Origin of the sequence: Bifidobacterium xylocopae, from assembly GCF_003315615.1 — a bacterium.
GTDB classification, from domain to species: Bacteria; Actinomycetota; Actinomycetes; order Actinomycetales; family Bifidobacteriaceae; genus Bombiscardovia; species Bombiscardovia xylocopae.
Window position 1 is genome coordinate 46,622 of sequence record NZ_PDCH01000009.1, and the last position, 20,918, is coordinate 67,539.

Sequence of the window (20,918 nt, forward strand, 5' to 3'; positions counted from 1 at the left end):
GCCTGGCGGGTCTTACAGCGGCAGGCCGGAACGGGCCAGCCAATCGGCGTAGAAGAGCACCAGGGCCATAAGGACGAAGATGAGCTCGATCAGCCAGAATCTGACAACGACCTTGGATTCCTGCCAACCCAGGAGCTCGAAGTGGTGGTGGATGGGTGCCATTTTGAAGACCCGCCTGTGCGTCATCTTGAAGCAGCCCACCTGTATCACATCGGATGCGGTCTCCATAACGAACAGGCCACCCAGTATGACGGCCAACAGCTCGGTGTGGGTGGCTATCGACAGGGCGGAGAAGAGGCCGCCCAGGGCCAGCGAACCGGTGTCTCCCATGAATATGGAGGCCGGGTTGGTGTTGTACCACAGGAAACCGAAGCAGGCGACGGCCGCACAGCAGGCGATGATGGTCAGGTCCAGGGGGTCGGAGACCGCATAGGAGTGACCTGCATGATTGGCGCCCTTCAGGTGGTAGGACTCCCAGAAGGCTATCAGGGCATAGCCGGTGAAGGCGATCATGGACGAACCGGAGGCCAATCCATCCAGCCCATCCGTCAGGTTGAAGGCATTGCTCCAGGCGGTCATGAGCAGGTTGACCCATAGGACGAAGAGGATGATGGCCACGGATCGCCCGGCGAATTCGAATGATACGACAGGACGCTCCACGAAGGATACGCCGGCCTGGGCCGAGTGGAAGCCCGTCTTGGTGGGCAGCAGGAGGGCCAGGACCGCATAGACCGTCGCGAAGATGAACTGGCCGATGAATTTTGCTGAGACCGACAGGCCCAGGTTCTGCTTCTTGCGTACCTTGGCGAAGTCGTCCACGAAGCCGAGCAGACCCATCGAGAGCATGGCGAACAGGACCAGCATGGCGGACAGGGAAGGCATGTCGCCTCGTGAGATGTAACGGTAGAGGGCAGAGGCGCACCAGCCCAGCACAATCGCCAGGTTGATAATCAGTCCGCCCATGGTGGGCGTCCCGCGTTTGACCAGATGCGATTGGGGACCGTCCTGTCGGATGTACTGCCCATAGTGCCGTCTATGGAGCAGACGCACAAGTAACGGCGTGCCTACGAAGGTGACGACAAGGGAGACGACAATGCCTATGATCAGGGAAATCACTGCTGCTCTCCAAACCTTGCTTCGGACCAACGGCCAGCCAGGGCGTCCAGGCCCGACAGGTGGGAGCCCTTAAGCAGGACCACGGCACCGGGGTGGCTGCCGGCCAGACCCTGGACGATCCGATCGGCCTCATCCGTGTCCCCGGCCAGGAAGACCCGCAGGCCGGATCCATCCCGCCCGGCCCGGGCACCCTCAACCATAGCGTCAGCCATGGCTGACAGCCGCCCTCCGTGTCCACCGACCGCCACCAGGGCATCCAGGCCCAGCCGGACGCACAGATCTCCGACCTGCCGGTGCAGGTCCATGGTGTCATCCCCCAGCTCGAGCATGCCCCCAAGGACCGCGATCCTATAGGGCCTCCGGCCGTTATGGGAATCCGACCCCGGCCCTGCGCCCCACGCCGCCAGTGCCTTCAGGCCTGCACGCATGGAATCGGGGTTGGCGTTGAAGGAGTCGTCGATCAAAGTAAACGAGCCGGCCCCCTTCCCCACTTGGCCGACAGCCATCCTGTGGGGGCTCTGTTCACCCTGGGAGGCCAGGACCCGGCCGATCGCCTGGCTGGACAGCCCCAGTTCATGGGCGACGGTGGCGGCCGCAAGGGCGTTCATCACATTGTGCACCCCACTCAGGGCCAGGCTGGTGGCCACTGGCCGCTCACCCCGGGCCTGCAACTGGAAGGACGGATGGTCGGCGGCATCGGTCTCAATGGCGCACGCGCTCATGTCCAGACCGGCCCCGTTCTGGCGCTCGACCGACCCCAGACCGAAGCGCAGGACACGATCCGGTGCCAGCTGGGCCATGGCGGACACGCGCTCGTCGTCGGCGTTCAGCACCGCCAGACCGCCCGCTCGCAGACCTCGGACGATCTCGCTCTTGGCCTGCGCTATGCGGTCCACCGAGCCGAAGACGCCCAGATGCGCCACCCCGACCTTCAATACGACGGCGATGTCCGGCGGGGCGATTGAAGTCAGGTAGGTTATATCGCCGACCTGACTGGCACCCATTTCAGCCACCAGATAGCGGGTTGCGGGCCCGACCTTGAGGGCTGTCAGAGGCAATCCGATCTCGTTGTTAAAGGAGCCGACCGGGGCCACGGTGGGGCCAAGCAACCGCAGCATGGCGGCCAGGAGGTCCTTTGTCGTCGTCTTGCCGACGGAGCCGGTGATGCCGACCAGGGTGAAAGGCGCCTGGAGGGCCCTGCGACGTTCCAGATTGTGGGCGGCCAGGAGGCCCAGGGCCTTGACGGTGTCATCGACCAGGATCTGCGGCACACCGGCAGCGGGCACCAGTCGCGATACCAGAGCACCCACGGCACCGGCTCGGGCAACCTGACCCAGGAAATCATGTCCGTCCACCCGCTCGCCGGCGATGGCCACGAAGATTGTCCCGGGGCCGGCCTGACGTGAATCGGTCACCACTCCTGTTACCGGCCTGTCCTTGCCGTCTTCCCCGATCCCTTTGAGCTCGCCCTTGACCGCATTGGCGGCTTCTTGCACGGTCATCGGCATCATGCCCGGCCGATCGGACTCGTCCATCGTCACCTCTCGTCTCTTCCGGCCCGGGCCGGGCGGCACTCCTGCCGCCATCTGCCCGAACCTGTCTTCACTGCACGTTCAATTCCTACGCCATGAAGGCCGCGAACGGCCCTAGGACAGCTCTCGGGAGGCCTCCAGAGCGCTGCGGATGTGGCTTCGTTTAACGCCCGCCGCCACGGTCATCGCTATGTTCAACGAGAGTCGGTCCACAGCCTTGGAATCCCCATCCGCCGAGGTCATCCTGGCCAGCTCGTCGGATTCCTCATCCCGCCGGGCCACCTGTGTGCCCCCGTCAACGCAGAACCCGTATCGGCGACCCGCCTCGAGGGCACGCCCTTTGCGGATCTCATGGAAGTGGGCCAGGGCGGACGGTCCACGGTCGGAAGAGCCGGAAGCTTCGGGAAAGGCCAGGACGTCGACTTGTACGCCTTGAAGGGCCTGGGGTTCCAGACTGGCTGGGTCGGCCTGGATCACGACCGCGGCACACCCGTCCTCCAGGCAGATGGAGAGGGCCCGCTGCACATCGAACATACTCAGCGGCGCGGCCATGTCCAACGGGCGGGCCAGGGAATTGGAGCCGTTCGCACCGATCAACCCCACTGGATTGCCCAATGTATGGAGGAAGCGGGCCAGCTCTCGGGCCCACTCGCCCACGTCATGCCCGACAAGGACGAAGACGGCCAGCGAGGCCGTGGGGTCGCCGGCCGCATTGGATAGGATACGACCCAGTTGCTCAGGTTTGAGGTTCCCGACCAGCAAGGGGATGTCGGACTCGGCCGGATCCTGTCCCCCCGCCTGTTCCGGCAGAAGAACAGCGTAGGCACCGCGTGCCTCGGCTTGGGCGACGAGATCCTGGTCGGATGCTTCAAATGTCCGGGTATATGACCGCCCGGCTCCGGCGGGCCTTTCGGCTCCGGACTCGGTGTCATCGTCGATGGCATCGGCCCCGTCCCCGGCGGGCCCGGAAGCCGCCGAAGCATCCTGCGCCTTGGACCAGTCCGGGTCCCCATCGCCTGCGCGCACGTGTGCCAGGTACAGGGAACCGGGCCTGACCGAAGCCAGATCCTCGCTCAGGGACGTGACGGTCACGCCTTCGGCGGAAGGGGGAATCAGGCGCAGGCCATAATGAGTGCGCAGGTAGCCCAAGGTCATCCGCTGGGAGATCGACTCGCTCAGCGCGCTCATACCGCCGCCTCTCCGCCCGCAGGCCTCAGCCAACCCATGGCCGACCTCCCGGCCTGCCCACTCCAGCTCATGCTCATCACCATTGAACAGGGATAGCATCAGTGCGCGGGGATGAGGGCGGCAGCTCGTATTTCTGCATAAGGAATTCACCAATTTGTGCGAATACCGGGCCTGCTGTCAGACCGCCGAATGTCCCCTGGGGATCCCTCATGACGACGGTAATTACGAATCGGGGATTGTCCGCCGGTATGATACCCGTCCAGTCGCTGATGATGGAGCTGAGCCTGCCATCCTTGCCGGGCACTTCGGCGGTACCTGTCTTGGAAGCAACCCGGTAGCCATCAACGGAGGCGACGTTCTTGAATTTGTCGGCCACGGATTCCATGCCGTTCATGACCTGCCCCGCCACCTGCTCGTCCACAACCCGGGTGGACTGACCTGTCGCGGCCCTCTCGGATTTGCCGTCCTCGTCGGAGACCGAGGCGATCAGGCTCTGCTGATTGCGTACGCCCTTGTTCGCGATCGTGGCGATCGCGTTGGTCAACTGGATGGCGTTGGTGGCATAGCCCTGACCGAACAGGACCGTGTTGCGGGTACGCCGGTCCCAAGTGTTCGGAGAGGTCAGCAAGCCCTTGGATTCGCCCTGCAATCCCAGGCCGGAAGGCTGTCCGATACCGAACTTCGTCAAATATTCATAGCGCTTCTGGTCAGGGTATTTCTCCCCGGCCATGACCATGCCCACGTTCGAGGAATTCTGCAGGATGCCGGCCATGGTCCAATGCTCGGCAGCATGGTCGACCGCGTCGTGGTACTCCTGGCCGTCCACCTTGATCCGGTCGGGAACCGTGAATTTGTCGGTCATCTGGTGGGTGCCCTCCTGGAGCATGCCGGACAGGGTGATGGTCTTGCCGATCGAACCCGGTTCGAAGGTCTGGCTGACCACCAGTGGGGGGTTCATCTTGGCTTCGGCAGAGCCTGCGGCCTTGTTCTCGGTGTCGGCCAGGGCGATGATGCGCCCGGTCGTCGACTCCTGGACCACGGCCATGGCCCAGCCTGCCTGGTACTTGGACTTGCCGTCCGACAGCGCCTTCTGCACGTACCACTGCACGTCCCCATCTATGGTCAGGTGCACATCCTTGCCGTCCTCAGGCCGCTGGGACCTGGACTCCGTGCCGGGTATCTGCTGGCCGTACATGCCCTGCTGATAGACCTCGTAACCATCCTTGCCGGTCAGGACCCTGTCCTCCATGGATTCAAGACCGGCCACCCCCTTGCCTTCCGCGTCCACGCCTCCCAGGAGGGACCCCATAAGCTCCCCATGGGGGTAACTGCGCTGGTTGCTGAGCTCGGCGGAGATCACACCAGCCAGGCCCAGCTTGTCAATCGTGCGCTTGACTTGGGGGGGCACATCCTTTTTCAGGACCACGTAACTGCCTTTTCCATCCAATTTGGCGCCCAGCTCCATGGGGTTCATCCCCAAGGTCGGCGCCAGGATGCGGGCCACGGCCGCCGGACCCGTGACACCGACAGGTTTGCCCTTGATCGCATGGCAGTTGCCTTCGGTCTGCTTGGTGCAATCCACCGGAATGAAGTCGGCTGCGGCCTTGGGGCTGCCTACGATGGTGTACCGTTCCACACTCTGGGCCAGAATCATACCGTTGGCATCCAGGATGCGTCCGCGCTGGGCCTTGAGCGTGTGGGGCACGGTACGGCTGCGGGTGGCGGCTTCGGCGGTCTGTCGCCCCTCGAACAATTGAATCCAGGCAAGCTTGCCCAGGGCGATGACCGCCACCAGGGCCAGAACCAGCGCGATCACAATTGAACGGCGCGCGAACGATACGGTGTCCACACCGCTTGTCCCCGCTCCTGTTACCTGGTGCCGCCGTTGACCGTTCCTGCGTCCGCCGGCGCCGTCGGATCGGGCACTCAATGCTGCCCCGCCCGTGCTCCCGGCGCCTGACCCTGGTTTTGGGGTTGCATGTTTTCGCTGGGCCGGTAGCCATTCAGGTCTATCGAGCTTGTGCCACGCTGGGGGACCATTCCCATCTGCTGGGCCTTGTCGGGCAGTGAGGCCTGAAGCTGGTCCAGCTTGTCCTGGTCGTCCTGGACATCCTGGGTCAGCTTGCTGATCGAGGACTGAACCGAACTGGCCTCAAAGGAATTCTGGACCATCTGGGTGCGCAACAGGAGGGAACCCAGCAGGCAGACCGACAGGAAGACCAGGGCCACAGCGAACTGGATCAATGGGGTTGAGCGCGTGCCCGCCCAGGAGACGAAGCGACGTGCACGCCCACCCAGGCTCCGGTTGGTGGCCGAGCGCCCCCCATCGACCAAGGCCAGCCTGGCCCTGCGCTGCTCGGCCTGCGAAGCGGGGCGGCGCTTGCCTGGAGCGGTCCTCGAGCGTACTGAACGAGCTGACGAAGCCAAGGTCATCGCCTCCCTGACGAATGCTTGCGGACGGTATACATGGGTTCCTGCGCCTGTCGACTCCACTGCCGTACCCGTTCTGGGGGAATGGGCCGCACGAGCTCCACTGCCCGCAAACGGACCGAGGCCGAACGGGGGTTGGCGGCCATCTGTCCGGCATCGGCCTTGCGGGCGCCGTGTGTCAGGTCGCGGAAGAAGGGCCGGGCCGACTCGGGCACGACCGGCAACCCCGGAGGCAGATCCACCTGCAGGCCGGAAGCCATGAACCGCTTAACCGTGCGGTCCTCCAGGGAATGGTACGATTCCACGACCAGGCGGCCACCCACAGCCAACCGAGCCGCGGCCTGCGGCAGGGTCCGGGCGAGTTTGTCCAGCTCGCCGTTCACCTCGATCCGGAGGGCCTGAAAAACCCGTTTGGCCGGGTTGCCCGGCGCGCGATGGAACTTGGGCACGACCTGATCGACGAGGCGATCCAGTTGGGCGGATGTGGTCAAAGGCTCACCGACCCGGCTGGCGACGATCGCACGTGCGATCCTGCGGGCGTAGCGTTCCTCACCGTATTCGGCGAAGATGCGGGCCAGGTCCTCACCGTCGTATTCGGCCAGGATGCGGGCCGCGGTCAGTTTCTGGGCAGAATCCATCCGCATGTCCAGCGGGGCGTCCTGGCTGTATGAGAAGCCCCGTGAACGCTCATCGATCTGCAGACTGGACAGCCCCAAATCCATGAAGACCGCGGACACCTGCTCCACGCCCTGGTCCTCCAGGATGTCATTCAATTGGTCGAAGGGCGCGTGAACGGGCCTGAAGCGGTTGGACAGTCCCTCCCGGTCCATGCGCTCCACAGCCAGGGCCAGAGCCTCTTCGTCACGGTCGATGCCGATCAGACGGGCGCTGGGAGCCGCCTTGAGGAAGGCGGTGGCATGCCCGGCCAAACCGAGGGTGCAGTCCACCATCCAGGCGCCTTCCCGGCCGAGGGAGGGGGCGACGAGTTGCACGCATTCGTCCAGCAGTACCGGATCATGGATACCCTCAATCGGGCCAAGTCCTGACACCGCCTGCATCCTTTTGTCCCCCGTCATCAAAAGTCCATCTCCGGCAGCACATCATCCGCGATGTCCGCATAGCCCTGTTCCTTGCTGGACAGATAGGCCTGCCAGGCTTCCTGATCCCAGATCTCGGCCCTGGTGCCCACACCGATGACCACCACCGATTGACCGAGTCGGGCGTACTCACGCAGCATGGTGGGCACAAGGACCCGGCCCTGCTTGTCGGGCTCCTGGTCGACGGCCCCCGACAGGAAAACGCGGAGGTACTCGCGGGCGGCGCGGTTGCCCATGGATGTGCGTTGAATCCGGAGGGCGATCCGGCGGAACTCGTCAGCCGGCAGCAGGTAGACGCAACGCTCCTGACCGCGGGCCATGACCAGCCCTGCGCCAAGGCGGGAGCGGAATTTCGCTGGCAGGGCCATCCGGCCCTTGGCATCAATCTTCGGGGTGTAGGTGCCCAGCAGCAGGGGTGGTGCTGAAGCGCCCACCACATCGGGGCTGTCGGGCCGGGAGAGCGAGGATGGGCCTTGGTCCTCCTGTCCGGTCATCGCTCCCACCTCCTTGGAAATCATGCCGATATGGCTGCGCACGCGCCTTATGTGGAACACCCCCGACAACAACATTCCCCACTTTACCCCACTACCCACCATTCTTCACCACACCATGGAGATTCCTCCACCACTTATGCCGCCAACATGGCCGCTCGCCTGCTCTCTGCGCAATCGTGGCAGAAGACGCCGGCGCGTCGCCCTGCCGGGGGGGGGGGGGGCGACCCGGGTAGAGGCCTGGCGGTAGACTGGAGTGCCTGGTTTAGTGGCGTTGGGCACTCGCGGGAACGGACAGGACACACATGTCGACCTACTCCTCACAATTGCAGGAAGAACAAGACGCGGTCGACCGCGCATACGGTCGCCTGGACGACCTGCGCACCCGGAACAGGGCCCGTTTGGATGCCGTGCGTGCCGCCGGTTCCCACGGCTCCCCCACCCAGCGCACCGAGCGGGACTCCTTCGCATCCATGTATGAGGACCGGCTGGCGCAGCTGAGGGCCGTTGAGGACCGGTTGGTATTCGGCCGCCTGGACCATCGCGACGGCCTACGGCGATATATCGGACGCATCGGCCTGTCCAGCCAATCCCACGAGCCGATCCTGACCGATTGGCGCGCCGAGGCCGCACGCCCCTTCTATGAAGCCACCCCCTCCGCCCACGGGGATATCGTCATGCGCCGGCACATCAGCCTTAGCTTCAGGACCGTCACCGGCATCGAGGATGAAGTCCTCGATCTGGATTCGCCCCAGGTGGGGCAGGCGGCCAGTCAAGGTACCCTGGCCGGTGAGGGGGCCCTTCTGGCCACCCTCTCCAGCCGACGGACCGGTCGGATGACGGACATCGTCGCCACCATCCAGGCGGAGCAGGACCGCATCATCCGTTCCGACATGGCCCATACAGTGGTCGTCCAGGGCGGCCCCGGCACCGGCAAGACGGCGGTGGCCCTCCATCGGGCCGCCTACCTGCTCTACACCCATCGCTCGGTCCTGGAACGCTCGGGTGTATTGGTGGTGGGGCCATCCCCGGCCTTTCTGCGCTACATCGACCAGGTCCTTCCCTCCCTGGGAGAGACCGGAGTCCTGAGCCGCACGATCGGCGACCTCATTCCCGGCGTTGTGGCCAAGGCCACCGACACCCCACATGTTGCCAAGCTCAAGGGCGACCCGCGAATGGCCTCGGTCATCGCCAGAGCCGTGCATAGCAGGGAGCGGGTGCCCGCGAACCTCCCCAGGGTCTCGGTCGAGGGGGTCAGCGTTCCCATGCTGGCCGTGGATGTCGAGCAGGCCCTGGCCGATGCGCGACGGACCCACCAGCCTCACAACAAGGCGCGTGAGACATTTGCGCGCTCCATGCTCCAGTCTTTGGAAAACCGGTATACGGACAGTCTGGACTACACCCCCGGCGCCGACGAGCTGGGCCGCGCGCGCTCCCTCCTCAGGCTCAACGACCAGGTACGCAAGGCCATCAATCTGGCCTGGTTGCCCATGGAACCGGCATGGCTCCTGGAGAACCTATGGTCCCACCCCGCGCTTCTTGCCCGACTGGCCCCCTGGCTGCGACCAGAGGAGGTCGACACCCTCACCCGGCCCAAGGGTTCGCCGCTGACCATCTCCGACATCCCCCTCCTGGACGAGGCGATGGAGCTCCTGGGGCCGGACCCCCGGCAGATGGCTCGGTTGGCCGCCAGGGATGCTGCGCAGGCACAGGAACGTCATTTTGCCCAGGACACACTGGCACAGAACGGCATCGGGACGGGACTGGTCAACTCCCAAATGCTACTGGACAATATCAACGGTTTGGATGCCCAGGCGGTCTCACAAAAGGCCGCGGAGGACCGTGAGTGGGTCTTCGGGCACATCGTGGTCGACGAAGCCCAGGAGCTGACGGCGATGGATTGGCGTATGCTCCTCCGACGCTGCCCTTCACGATCCTTCACCATTGTCGGCGATGTGGCACAGACTTCGGCCCTGGGAGGCACCCGTTCCTGGCAACGCACCATGGACCGGCTCTTCGGCGAGGACGGCTGGGAGCTGAATGAGCTGACCATCGACTACCGAAACCCCAGGGAGGTCTCCGAGCTTGCTGCCGACCACGCGCGTGCCGAAGGCCTGCATGTCTCCACCGTCAGGGCCGTTCGGACCGTACCCGGCTCCGTGCGCAGGATCAGGGCACAGGATTCAGGCACCGCGATTGAAGAGGCCTCGCGTGCAGCCGCCGACCTCGCCCAAGAGTTCATAGGCTCTGATGGCGCCGGCCGCGTCGCCGTCATCAGCTCGGCCGACCAGGTCACGGCCTTGATGGCCGCCGTCAGGAAAGTCTACCGGGAGACCGTCGGCGACAAAACCGCCGATCGCCTGGCCGCACAGGACCCCCGTGACCAGCAGCTGTCGATCACCTCAGCCCAGGAAGCCAAAGGCTTGGAATACGATGCGGTGGTCCTCGTGGACCCCGAACGGATCGCCGACGAAGCCCCCTCCCGCCTGGTCGCGGTTTCCGACATGTACGTGGCCATGACTCGGCCCACCCAGCGATTAGTCATCGTCGAGACCGGGACCGGCCTAGGCTGACGTACCTGTATGCCGAATGCGACCGTTCACGGTCAGGCGAATCGTCGTTCGTCCGCATCCTCGGATCGCAGGTCGTCGATGGCCCTCTGGAAGTCCTCCAGCCCATTGAAATTCTGATAGACCGATGCGAAACGCAGGTAAGCCACCTCGTCAAGCTTTCGCAGTGGTCCCAGGATGGCTTTGCCGACCTCCTCAGAATCAACCTGCGCCAAGCCCCTGGAACGCAGGTCCTCCTCTACCTGTTGCCCCAGAAGCTTCAGGGCGTCCTCTTCGATATGCCGACCCTGGCAGGCCTTGCGCACACCAGAAACGACCTTGTCCCTGTTGAAGGGCTCACTGTTGCCGGAGTGTTTCTTCACCATCAGGGACGACGTCTCGACTGTGGTGAATCGCCGGGAGCACCTGGGGCATTCGCGCCTGCGACGTATGGCGTAGCCGTCGTCGCTGATACGTGTATCGACGACCTTGGTGTCTGGGTTCTGGCAAAAGGGACAGTGCATACCACTTGATATTAGCCTGCAATCCGCCGAAAGAGAAGCCCCGACGGGTCGCGGCACCATCAACGCTTGGGCACGACGATGCGCTGACCCGTTTGCAGGACCGGTGACGTCAGCCCGTTCAAACCCATGAGTTCGTCCACACTCCCGGAGACGTCGCCCCCCTCGGGAGTGACCATTCTCGCATATGTCCACAAAGTATCACCGGGACGCACCGTGTAGGAAACGACCTCCTGGGCGGCTCCCGTGACCTGGGCCTGGGCCCGGGCGCCGCCGGCCAGCCCGAACCCTGCCGCCAGCAGGCTCAGCCCCAGGGCCATGGGGGCCATCCTGCCCAGGATACGACTCTTCCCACCCCGCCCGCTGGCGCCACTCTCCGCGACCTTCACACGGACCGGCATCGAAATCGCTGCGCTCATGGACCCTCCTTGCGAACATTTGTTCGATAGAACAGATGTTCTAATATTGGCACGGATGCGCGACTCGCGCAAGGCCGGTTCGAACATTTGTTTGATTTACGCGCAATTTCGGGCTATGCTAATGCCCATAGCGAAAGGAGTCCCTGTGGGCACCATCTCCTTCATCGACGGGAAGGCGGCGCACGCCAAGGCCAAGGGCGGGACCGTCAAGTCCGGGCTGACCCCGCGCCAGGAACGTGTTCTTGATGCCATCCGCACGCATGTGGCGGACAAGGGCTTCGCCCCCTCCTACCGGGAGATAGGCCTCGCCGCGGGCCTCAAGAGCCCTTCTTCAGTCAAGCACCAACTCCAGGTGCTTGAGGAACTGGGCTACATACGCACCAGCGCCAACAAGGGCCGGGCGATTGAACTGGTTGAGCAGACTCCTCCGGTCACCGCCGGGATACCGACTCCCGTCGAATCCGGTTCAGTCGTCATCAACTTCCCCGCCCCCAGGTCTGCAACCAGCGAATCCATCGAAAGCTCGCGGGACGTGCCTTTGGTAGGTCGAATCGCTGCCGGTCAGCCGATCACGGCCGAGCAGCATGTGGACGATGTCATGCGTCTGCCGGAGCGCCTGACAGGTTCCGGCAACCTTTTCATGCTGGAGGTCCACGGCGACTCCATGATCGAGGCAGCCATCTGTGACGGCGATTTCGTGGTGGTCCGCGAGCAGTCCGAAGCCGAGAACGGGGACATAGTGGCCGCCCTCCTGGATGACGAGGCTACGGTCAAGACCTTCCGCACGGAGGCAGGTCATGTCTGGCTCATGCCCCACAACCCCTCGTACTCCCCCATCGACGGCTCTGATGCCACGATCATGGGCAAGGTCGTCACAGTCCTGCGACGAATCTGAACCATCCGGGGGGAAAGTCCTTCTTCAGATCAGACTCCAAGCCGTTCCCCGGTGTCCTCCTTGTATCCCTCGGGCTCAATCTGAAAGGTTGTATGCTCGATCCGCACCGGGAAATGCTCCCGTAGGCAGTCCTGCATGCGCACCAGCAGGTCGCAGGCTTCCTCCATCGTGGTCCCCGCTCCTACCGTGATGTGTGCGGAGAGTTGCGGCAGACCAGTCGAGATTGTGCTGGCATGAAGATCATGTACCGCCACCACCCCGGGTACGCCACTGAGATGTTCACGCACCCGGTCAAGGTCCAACCCCGCCGGTGTCTCCTCCAGCAACACACGCACACTGCCGACCAGCAACTTCAATGACCGGGGAATCATCATCACAGCGATGATCCCTCCAGCGATGGCGTCGAATGCGCCCCAACCCGTCATCAGCAGAACAAGGGCAGATATGACCACCGCGAAGGAGCCCAACGCGTCATTCACGACTTCAAGGAAGGCGGCTTTCATATTCAGGTTGTCGGCCCTCCGGGTGAAGAGCACCAGCAGGGAGCTGAGGTTGGCCAGCACCCCCACGCAGCCGAAGAAAAGCAGGAAACGAGGCGATTGCACTTTTCCGCCTCCGGTACCGAACAGGCGTATGCCCGCCTCGATTACCGCATAGACTCCGACCACGAACAGGGCAAGGGAACCTCCGGCCGCCGTAACGACCTCCAGCCGGGCCCAGCCCCAGGTCCTTCTGGCAGTGGGTTTGCGCCGCATGAGCACTGCTGTGACCGTGGCGGCCGCCAGCATGGCAATGTCAGTGAGCATATGGGCCGCATCCACAAGCAGCGCCAGACTGTCAGTCAGGACCGCGCCGGCCACCTCCACAAGAAAGACCGTGGCCGATAGGGAGAGGGTGACCATCAACCTTCTGCTGTGATCATCGCAGATATGAAGACCGGCATGGCGCACGCCTGCCGCTTTCCCCGATTCCTCGCGGATGTCGGAGCATATGGGCTGATGTGCATGGACCATGCCGGTCTCCGTCCGATATTGAGAAGGCTTATTGATTGCCCCCCTACTGGGGTTGCCTACCCTACCAGACGCTTGGCCTGTCAGAAGCCGAACTGGGCGGCGGTCTCCTTAAGGGTTTCGGCCGACCGTTTCAGGGAGGCCAGCTCGCCATCCGAAAGAGGGGTGTTGATGTGGGTGTTGATACCGCGCCTGGTCAGGACCGACGGCACGGACATGCATACGCCGGAGATGCCGTGGAAGTTGTCCAGCATGGAAGAGACCGGCAGGATGCGGTGGGTATCGTTCATGATGGATTCGATGATGTCCACGCCGGACATGGCAATGGCGAAATTGGTAGCTCCCTTGCCTTCGATGATCCGGTAGGCGGCGTTCTTGACCTCCTGGTGGATTTCCTCACGCTTGGCGGCATCCAGTGGCTCGTGGCCGGGCAGCTCCTTCCACTCGCACATGGGCACCCCGCCGATGGTGGCGGAGGACCACAGGGGCACCTCGGAATCGCCGTGCTCCCCGGCGATGTAGGCATGCACATTCTTGACATTGACACCGGTCTGCTGTGCGATCAGGTAACGAAGGCGAGCGGAGTCCAGGTTGGTGCCGGAGCCGAACATCTGATGGCTGGGCAGTCCGGACAGCTCGATGGAGACCCGGGTGACGATGTCGACTGGGTTGGTGATCAGCATGAAGAGTGCGTTGGGCGCCACCTTCACCAGACCGGGGATGATTGATTTCATGATGTTGATGGTCGCGCCAGCCAGATCCAGCCTGGTCTGCCCAGGCTTCTGCCGGGCCCCGGCCGTGATGACGACCATGTCGGCGTCCCGGCAGATCTCGGGATCGTCCGAACCGGCGATTGAAACGGTGGGATAGAAACTGGAACCGTGCTGCATGTCCAGCACCTCGGCCTGGACCCTTTGCAGGTTGATGTCCTCCAGGACTATCTCACGCGCCACACCCCGCTGGGCCGCCGCGAACGCCAGGGTCGAACCGACCGCTCCAGCGCCGACAATCGCGAGCTTAGTGGGCTTGATGGGTGATTCCGCCATAGTTGTCAGACCTCTCTGTATGAGATCCCTCATAGGGATCATCATTGTTCTACATATCCACTGTATCCAGTGTCAATGACCTTTTGCCAGCCCCTGCACTGTTCATAGAGGTGCCGCCCTGCGGTCCTGAACCGGACTCCATTCTCCTTGCGCGGAACGAACGGCGCGAACGAATGGGTCACGCCGCCGGCGGACTATCGACGGCCGCTTCCATGACCTGGGCGGCCAGGCGGTCGTCCACATCCGCCACAAGGTCCACGCCGTCCCCCCGGTAGTCCACGGAGATGACCCTGCCGAACCGGCGTACGCGGGAGAGGAGGGAACCCGCACTGTAAGGCAGCCTGGCCTCCACACGTACGTCCGGGCGGGGCAGTAGTTCCTCGACCCGCCCACGCAGGGGCTCCACCCCCTCACCGGTCCGGGCGGAGACCAGAAAGGCATCGGGCTCCAAACGCCCGACCCGCTCGCGCACCGTCCGGTCCATGCGGTCGGCCTTGTTGAAGACCAGCATGCGTGGAATGCCCTCGACGCCCGGGATATCGGACAGGACCCTGTCGACGGCCTCGATCTGAGAGAAGGGGTCGGGATGGGAGCCGTCTACCACATGCACGATCAGGTCCGCCTGAGCCACCTCCTCCAAGGTGGATTTGAAGGCTTCGACCAGCTGGGTGGGCAGACGGCGCACGAACCCGACCGTATCGACCAGGGCATAGAGACGGCCGTCGGCGGCCTTTGCCCGGCGCACGGCCGTGTCCAGCGTTGCGAACAGGGCGTTCTCCACCAGCTCCGTCGAGCCGGTCAGCCTGTTGGTCAGAGAGGATTTACCCGCGTTCGTGTAACCGACCACGGCCACCGTGGGCAGCCCATAGCGCCGACGCGACCCGCGCTTGACGTCGCGGGCCGGCTCCATGGCCTTGATCTGCCGCTTGAGCCGTGATATCCGGTGGCGTATGACCCGCCGATCCGTCTCGATCTTGGTCTCGCCTGGCCCACGCGAACCGATGCCGCCCGACTGCCCGGCCGCCTGTCCGCCTGCCTGCCGGGACAGGGAGCCGCCCCAGCCGCGCAGCCTGGGCAGCATGTACTCCAGCTGGGCCAGTTCGACCTGGGCCTTACCCTCGCGACTGGAGGCATGCTGGGCAAAGATGTCCAGAATCAATGCCGTGCGATCCACCACTTTGACCTTGGTGGCGTCCTCCAGAGCACGCCGCTGGGAAGGATGGAGATCATCGTCCACGATGATGGTGTCGGCCCCCTGGGCGGCGACCGCACCAGCCAGCTCCCTGGCCTTGCCCGAACCCACGTACGTGGCCGGATCGGGACGCTCACGCTGTTGGAGGAGCCCATCAAGCACCTGTGCGCCGGCGGTCTGGGCCAGGGCGGACAGCTCGCGCAGGGACTCCTCGGCGGCCTCCTGGCTGGTCCGCGCCGACGAGTAGACACCTACAAGGACCACCCGCTCAAGACGGACCTTGCGGTACTCGACCTCGGTCACGTCCTCCAGCTCGCCCAGGCCTTCGACATGCTTCAGACGGTTACGCTCCTCGCGTTCCCGCCAGGTTCGCCCACCATCATCGGGACGGTCGCCGGCATCGCCGGCATCGAGCAAGACCTGGCTGCGAACGTCCAGGGGGGCTTCACTGCGCTTCCCCCGTGTAGACTCGAACCGTTGTTCCATGGACTCTTGGGTCAAGGACACCTCTTCTGTTTATCTTCCTATTCACTCTATATCCCCCCAGGCCCAATCAGCCCTCGGCTTGAGCCACAGCGGAATCCCTCCGGCACGTTTGTTCCGCCACCCGCGTGACGGACCATATGGGCGGATACAATCAAAAAGCGGTGTTTTGACGAATGCAAAGGATGAGCGCACAGATGCAGGGGACGGAGAGCTTGGACGAGCGCAGGCAGGCGGGACGCAAGCGGGACGAGCAGTACTTCGCGGCCCGGCCCGACTCACCGGACGTCCGCCGGCGGATTGAGGTCAGACTGGCCGGAGGGACCGTCCCGATGGAGGTCTCGAACGGTGTCTTCTCCTCATCCCGCCTGGACCTGGGCACTTCGGTCCTCCTGCGCCACGCCCCGCACCCGCCCCAGACGGGCGACTTCCTGGACCTGGGCTGCGGCTGGGGACCGATCGCCCTCCAACTGGCCCTGCTGAGTCCCCAGGCCAAGGTCTGGGCGGTGGACATCAACGAGCGCGCCTTGGACCTGACCCGTTCGAATGCAGCCCTCAACGGTGCGGCCAACATCGAACCCCTCGCGCCTGACGCCCTCCCCGACTCCCAGACCTTCGACCTGATCTGGTCCAACCCGCCCATCCGGGTGGGCAAGGAAGCCTTGCACCGGCTGCTCATGACCTACCTGCCCAGGCTCAGGCCCGCAGGCGCCGCATACCTCGTGGTCCAGCGCAACCTGGGCTCCGACTCGCTCATCGACTGGCTGTCAACGCAGCTGCCTGATGGCTGGCACGCAGGCAAATACGCCTCTTCGAAAGGTTACAGGGTGATCGAGGTCACGCGTCCATGAGGTTCACCTACCCCAATGAACTGCCGGTCTCCGCTTCGCGCAGGCAGATAGAGCAGGCCGTCCGTTCCAGCCAGGTCGTCATAGTCTCAGGACAGACAGGCTCAGGCAAGACCACGCAGATCCCCAAAATCCTCCTGCAGATGGGGCGCGGGTCGCATGGTCATCAGATCGTGCACACCCAACCCAGGCGAATCGCCGCCCGCACCGTTGCCGACCGCATAGCGGAGGAACTGGAGGTCAAACTCGGCGACGAGGTTGGCTACCAAGTACGCTTCGACGACAAATCCTCACACGCCACCCGCCTGCGTGTGGTCACCGACGGCATCCTTCTTGCCCAGATCCAACGTGACCCCAGACTCAGCGCCTACGACACGATAGTGATCGACGAGGCCCATGAGCGCAGCCTGAACATCGACTTTCTCCTTGGTTATCTGACGGCCCTTCTTCCCAAACGCCGCGATCTCAAGCTCATCATCACTTCGGCGACCATTGACTCCGTCAAATTCCAGGAACACTTCGCCAAGGCCCTGCACACCAACGTGCCGGTCATAGAGGTCTCCGGTCGTACGTACCCGGTCCAGACAGTCTATGAGCCCCTGGGCGCCCCACCGGCCCTGATGAACTCCGTGCCCGGTTTCAGCACACCCCATCTGGATCCCGATTCGGGCGCCCCATTGGACCAGATCGAATCCGACCTGCCCACGGCTGTGGCCCGGGCCTGCGCCGAGCTGGTCATCCACTCCTCCCATGAGTCGGGTCCCCGGGACATCCTGGTCTTCGCGGCCGGCGAGCGAGACATACGCGAGTACGAAGCCGCCATGCGTCGCCATTGGGGCCCGCGCGCCGCCGACATGCGACGGCCCGACGCCATCGAAATCGTCCCTTTATACGCCCGCCTTTCCGCCAGGGAGCAGCATCGGGCCTTCCAGTCCCATTCCCACCAGCGGGTCATCATCGCGACCAACGTGGCCGAGACCTCCCTGACCGTTCCCGGCATCCGCTACGTGGTCGACCCGGGGCTGGCCAGGATCTCCCGCTATTCCAAATCCGCCAAGGTCCAACGCCTGCCGATCGAACCCATCTCCCAGGCTTCCGCCGACCAACGGGCCGGGCGCTGCGGACGAGTTGCCGACGGCATCGCCATCCGCCTGTATTCGCCCGACGATTACGAGTCACGACCTCGCTTCACCGACCCCGAGATCCTGCGCACCTCCTTGGGCGCGGTCGTGCTCCACATGCTCTCCGTGGGTGTGGCACGCACAGCCGAGGATGTGACCAACTTCGGCTTCATCGACCCGCCCGACATGCGTGCGGTTGCCGACGGCTTCAACGAGTTGACCGAATTGGGAGCCATCGACCGCCGCGGGGGATGGATCCGACTCAATGCCCTGGGCCGCAAACTGGCCCGCATACCGATCGACATCCGCCTGGGTCGCATGATCCTGGCCGCCCAGGGGACCACGCCCAACACCCTGGCCCAGGTGGTCGTGATCGTGGCGTTCCTGAGTCTGCAGGATCCCCGTGAACGCCCCGAGGAAAAACGCGACGAAGCCGACCACCTCCACGCCCGCTTCCAGGACACCTCCTCCGATTTCATCACAGTGCTCAACCTATGGCATCATTGCTTCCCGGACGGGAAAGCCTCCTCCTCGTCCCTACGCCGCCTGTCCAAGGGCGAATACTTGAGCTTCCTGCGCCTTCGCCAGTGGCATGACCTCTACCGGCAGCTGGCGCAGATGTGCCAGGAGATACATATCAAGGTGGGAGTACCCGAGCCGTCTGCAGGTCCCGAACCCGAAGCCATGGCACTGCCCACCGGCCAGCAGGGACGAGGCTCCCTGGCATGCTCCTGGGACAGCGAAGGCGTACACCGGGCCATGCTGGCCGGCCTCCTGTCAAACATCGGGATGCAGGTGGTCAACGAGCCCAAGGCCTCCCAATTCTCGGGACTCAAGGGCGCGGCCAGGGCCAGGGCCATCAAGCGTGCGCAGAAGCGCTCCCGCAACGAATATCGGGGCGCCCGCGGCACCCGCTTTGCCATTTTCCCGGCTTCGGCTGTGGTCAAGGCGACACCACCTTGGATCATGGCGGCTGGTCTGGTGGAGACCTCCCGGCTCTGGGCCCGTTACTGCGCCTCCATCGACCCGGCCTGGGCCGAACCCCTGGCCGGCGACCTGACGCGGGTGACCTACGCCGAGCCCCACTGGTCGGCCTCCAAGGGCGCTGCTGTGGCATCCTCCACAGTCCTGCTCTATGGACTGCCCATCGTATCCGCACGCCCTGTCCTGTGGGGATCGATCAACCCGTCCGAAGCCCGGGACTTCCTGATCCGCCAAGGCCTCGTGGAGGGGGACATCCGCCAACGCTTCTCCTATGATGACTTCATCGAATCGAACCGCCAGGTCCTCCAGGAGGCCGGCGACCAGGCATCCAAGACCCGCCTTGTCGCCCAGTCGGCCACCGACGAAGACCTCTATGACTTCTACAACGAACGCCTTCCCCAATCCATCACTTCCCTGGCGGCCCTGGCCAAGTGGTGGAAGGGCGAACGTCCGAACAGCCCGACCCTGCTGGATTTCGACCCTTCGCAGGTGGACCGCCTACGCCAGGAGGAGGCCGCCATCAGCCCGGGCGATTACCCGGACCACTGGCACACCATAGGTACCGACGGCTCCCCTATGGACCTGCGTCTGTCCTATGTGTACGACCCCCACGCCGAAGATGACGGTGTGACGGTCCACATCCCCCTGGAGGCCCTAGGCCGACTGACACCGGAACAGTTCACCTGGAACGTGCCCGGCCTTCTGGACGAGCTGATTGTGTCCACCATCAAATCGCTGCCGAAGACCCTGCGCAGGCAGTTCGTTCCCGCGCCCGACACGGCCCGTGCCATTCGCGCCTGGATTGACGCACGCTACCCCGCTCTGCCGGGGTCCCAAGCCATGGACCCGTCAGTCGCCGGCCCAGCTGCTGACGACCCCGGCCTGGAGGACGGCTTCCGCATTCCCTTCGACAAGGCCTTCACCCAGGCGGCGATAGAGGTGGTCGGCGCCCAGGTCCACCCGCAGGTGTTCTCCCCCGAACAGACCAATCGCCTGCCCCCTTATCTGCGCATGACCTTTGCGGTCGAGACACCGCCGGACAGCCGGCCCGGAAAAGGGAAGACAGGTAGGTCAGGCAAACATCCAGCAAGGGCACGCCAAACCCCCAAGGTCCTGGGCCGCTCCAAGTCGTTGACCGACCTCCAGCGCCGCTTCGCCGAGCCGGCCCGACGCTCGGCCCAGGCCCGGGTCTCCACCAAGGCGAAGCAGGCGGCCCGCCAGGGACAGGTGGTCAAACGAGCCGACCTCCTCCAACGCTCCGGCGCCACCACGGCCTCCCGCTCGGACATGCTCTGGCAGGGTGCTTTGAAGTCGCTGCAACTGCCCGACGAGCGTGTCTCCTCACGTTGGCTCAGCCGCGAGGCCCTGATGCTGGCTTCGGCCCCCTACCCGTCCACCAAGGCCCTCGTCGATGACCTCCAACTGGCCGCCGTCAAACGCCTCCTGCCCCGCATCGCCGACCTGCCCGATGATCAGGCACTGAAAACCGCGGTTTACAAAGTCTCCGGGGTCTACGAGGATACGGTCTACCGGTTGGCACAGGAGGTCATCGCCATCCTCAAACGGTATGCGGAAGTGGACAAGGCGGTCTCGGGCCCCGCCGATCTGCCCATGCTGTCCGTCCTGCAATGGGTTCGCAACCACATCGCCTCCTTGGTGTCCACAGGCTTCATCGGCGCCACCCCTCCCCAGGAACTGCCCGATCTTGAGAAATACCTGCACGCTGACCTGCTCCGCTTGGAAAAGGCCCGCAAGGACAAGGACCGCGATGTACGCTGGGCCTGGCAGGCCGATGAAGCCAGGCAATTGGTGGACAAAGCCCGGGCACGGGCGGACAGACAGCCGGCCGGCCCGAAGCGGCAGGAGATGATGAAGCGTGTGCAGACGGCGCGCTGGATGTCGGAGGACTTCTACGTCTCCCTGTGGGCGCAGGAACTCGGCGTCGGGCGTCCGGCCAGTCTGCAACGCATCCGCAAAGCTTTGGAGGTTTGAGCAT

Annotated in this window: 16 protein-coding genes; 4 read left to right on the forward strand and 12 right to left on the reverse strand. The window is 64.3% G+C overall.

Going from position 1 to position 20,918, the window contains the following annotated elements; all coding sequences use genetic code 11:
- Positions 1 to 12: 12 nt before the first annotated feature.
- From mraY to mraZ, 7 genes are all read right to left on the reverse strand, one after another.
- Positions 13 to 1,116: a phospho-N-acetylmuramoyl-pentapeptide-transferase gene (gene mraY / locus CRD59_RS05240; protein ID WP_113853638.1), complete on the reverse strand. Its 1,104-nt coding sequence runs from the start codon at positions 1,114 to 1,116 to the stop codon at positions 13 to 15.
- Positions 1,113 to 2,627, reverse strand: a complete 1,515-nt coding sequence (locus tag CRD59_RS05245) for a UDP-N-acetylmuramoyl-tripeptide--D-alanyl-D-alanine ligase (RefSeq protein WP_113853664.1) — start codon at positions 2,625 to 2,627, stop codon at positions 1,113 to 1,115. Before CRD59_RS05245 ends, mraY begins: the two co-directional genes overlap by 4 nt.
- Before the next feature lie 135 nt (positions 2,628 to 2,762).
- Positions 2,763 to 3,836 carry a hypothetical protein gene (locus tag CRD59_RS05250; protein ID WP_113853639.1) on the reverse strand — a complete coding sequence of 358 codons (1,074 nt, stop codon included), beginning with the start codon at positions 3,834 to 3,836 and terminating at the stop codon, positions 2,763 to 2,765.
- Between the two features lie 76 nt (positions 3,837 to 3,912).
- Positions 3,913 to 5,685 carry a peptidoglycan D,D-transpeptidase FtsI family protein gene (locus CRD59_RS05255; RefSeq protein WP_236632739.1) on the reverse strand — a complete coding sequence of 591 codons (1,773 nt, stop codon included), beginning with the start codon at positions 5,683 to 5,685 and terminating at the stop codon, positions 3,913 to 3,915.
- A 77-nt stretch (positions 5,686 to 5,762) separates the two neighbouring features.
- A complete protein-coding gene (locus CRD59_RS05260) occupies positions 5,763 to 6,263 on the reverse strand; it encodes a hypothetical protein (protein WP_236632740.1) in 501 nt (166 codons plus the stop codon).
- A 2-nt stretch (positions 6,264 to 6,265) separates the two neighbouring features.
- Positions 6,266 to 7,342 carry a 16S rRNA (cytosine(1402)-N(4))-methyltransferase RsmH gene (gene rsmH, locus CRD59_RS05265; protein ID WP_236632741.1) on the reverse strand — a complete coding sequence of 359 codons (1,077 nt, stop codon included), beginning with the start codon at positions 7,340 to 7,342 and terminating at the stop codon, positions 6,266 to 6,268.
- The gene (mraZ, locus tag CRD59_RS05270; protein WP_113853667.1) at positions 7,342 to 7,857 is read right to left on the reverse strand and encodes a division/cell wall cluster transcriptional repressor MraZ; all 516 of its coding nucleotides are present in this window, start codon (positions 7,855 to 7,857) and stop codon (positions 7,342 to 7,344) included. Before mraZ ends, rsmH begins: the two co-directional genes overlap by 1 nt.
- 302 nt (positions 7,858 to 8,159) lie before the next feature.
- Between mraZ and CRD59_RS05275 the strand changes: the two genes are divergently transcribed.
- On the forward strand, positions 8,160 to 10,427 hold the full coding sequence (locus CRD59_RS05275) for a HelD family protein (RefSeq protein ID WP_113853641.1): 2,268 nt from the start codon (positions 8,160 to 8,162) through the stop codon (positions 10,425 to 10,427).
- Between the two features lie 32 nt (positions 10,428 to 10,459).
- Here CRD59_RS05275 and nrdR read toward each other — a convergent pair whose 3' ends face one another.
- Entirely contained in the window at positions 10,460 to 10,927 is a 468-nt protein-coding gene (gene nrdR, locus CRD59_RS05280) for a transcriptional regulator NrdR (RefSeq protein ID WP_113853642.1), read from the reverse strand.
- Positions 10,928 to 10,986: 59 nt separating this feature from the next.
- Positions 10,987 to 11,343: a LysM peptidoglycan-binding domain-containing protein gene (locus tag CRD59_RS05285; RefSeq protein ID WP_236632742.1), complete on the reverse strand. Its 357-nt coding sequence runs from the start codon at positions 11,341 to 11,343 to the stop codon at positions 10,987 to 10,989.
- A gap of 145 nt (positions 11,344 to 11,488) precedes the next feature.
- Between CRD59_RS05285 and lexA the strand changes: the two genes are divergently transcribed.
- Positions 11,489 to 12,238: a transcriptional repressor LexA gene (gene lexA, locus CRD59_RS05290; RefSeq protein WP_407923117.1), complete on the forward strand. Its 750-nt coding sequence runs from the start codon at positions 11,489 to 11,491 to the stop codon at positions 12,236 to 12,238.
- A gap of 29 nt (positions 12,239 to 12,267) precedes the next feature.
- Here the strand turns inward: lexA and CRD59_RS05295 are convergent, their stop codons facing one another.
- The 3 genes from CRD59_RS05295 to hflX all read right to left on the reverse strand — a co-directional run bounded on the left by CRD59_RS05295 (position 12,268) and on the right by hflX (position 15,972).
- Entirely contained in the window at positions 12,268 to 13,251 is a 984-nt protein-coding gene (locus tag CRD59_RS05295) for a cation diffusion facilitator family transporter (RefSeq protein ID WP_113853644.1), read from the reverse strand.
- 80 nt (positions 13,252 to 13,331) lie between these two features.
- Positions 13,332 to 14,294: an L-lactate dehydrogenase gene (locus CRD59_RS05300; RefSeq protein ID WP_113853645.1), complete on the reverse strand. Its 963-nt coding sequence runs from the start codon at positions 14,292 to 14,294 to the stop codon at positions 13,332 to 13,334.
- A gap of 178 nt (positions 14,295 to 14,472) precedes the next feature.
- Complete coding sequence (hflX, locus tag CRD59_RS05305) at positions 14,473 to 15,972, reverse strand: GTPase HflX (protein ID WP_113853669.1); 1,500 nt, start codon at positions 15,970 to 15,972, stop codon at positions 14,473 to 14,475.
- A gap of 194 nt (positions 15,973 to 16,166) precedes the next feature.
- Between hflX and CRD59_RS05310 the strand changes: the two genes are divergently transcribed.
- Together CRD59_RS05310 and hrpA are read left to right on the forward strand one after the other, a co-directional pair.
- On the forward strand, positions 16,167 to 16,820 hold the full coding sequence (locus tag CRD59_RS05310) for a class I SAM-dependent methyltransferase (RefSeq protein WP_201736558.1): 654 nt from the start codon (positions 16,167 to 16,169) through the stop codon (positions 16,818 to 16,820).
- On the forward strand, positions 16,817 to 20,914 hold the full coding sequence (gene hrpA, locus CRD59_RS05315; RefSeq protein WP_113853647.1) for an ATP-dependent RNA helicase HrpA: 4,098 nt from the start codon (positions 16,817 to 16,819) through the stop codon (positions 20,912 to 20,914). Before CRD59_RS05310 ends, hrpA begins: the two co-directional genes overlap by 4 nt.
- Positions 20,915 to 20,918 lie beyond the last annotated feature (4 nt).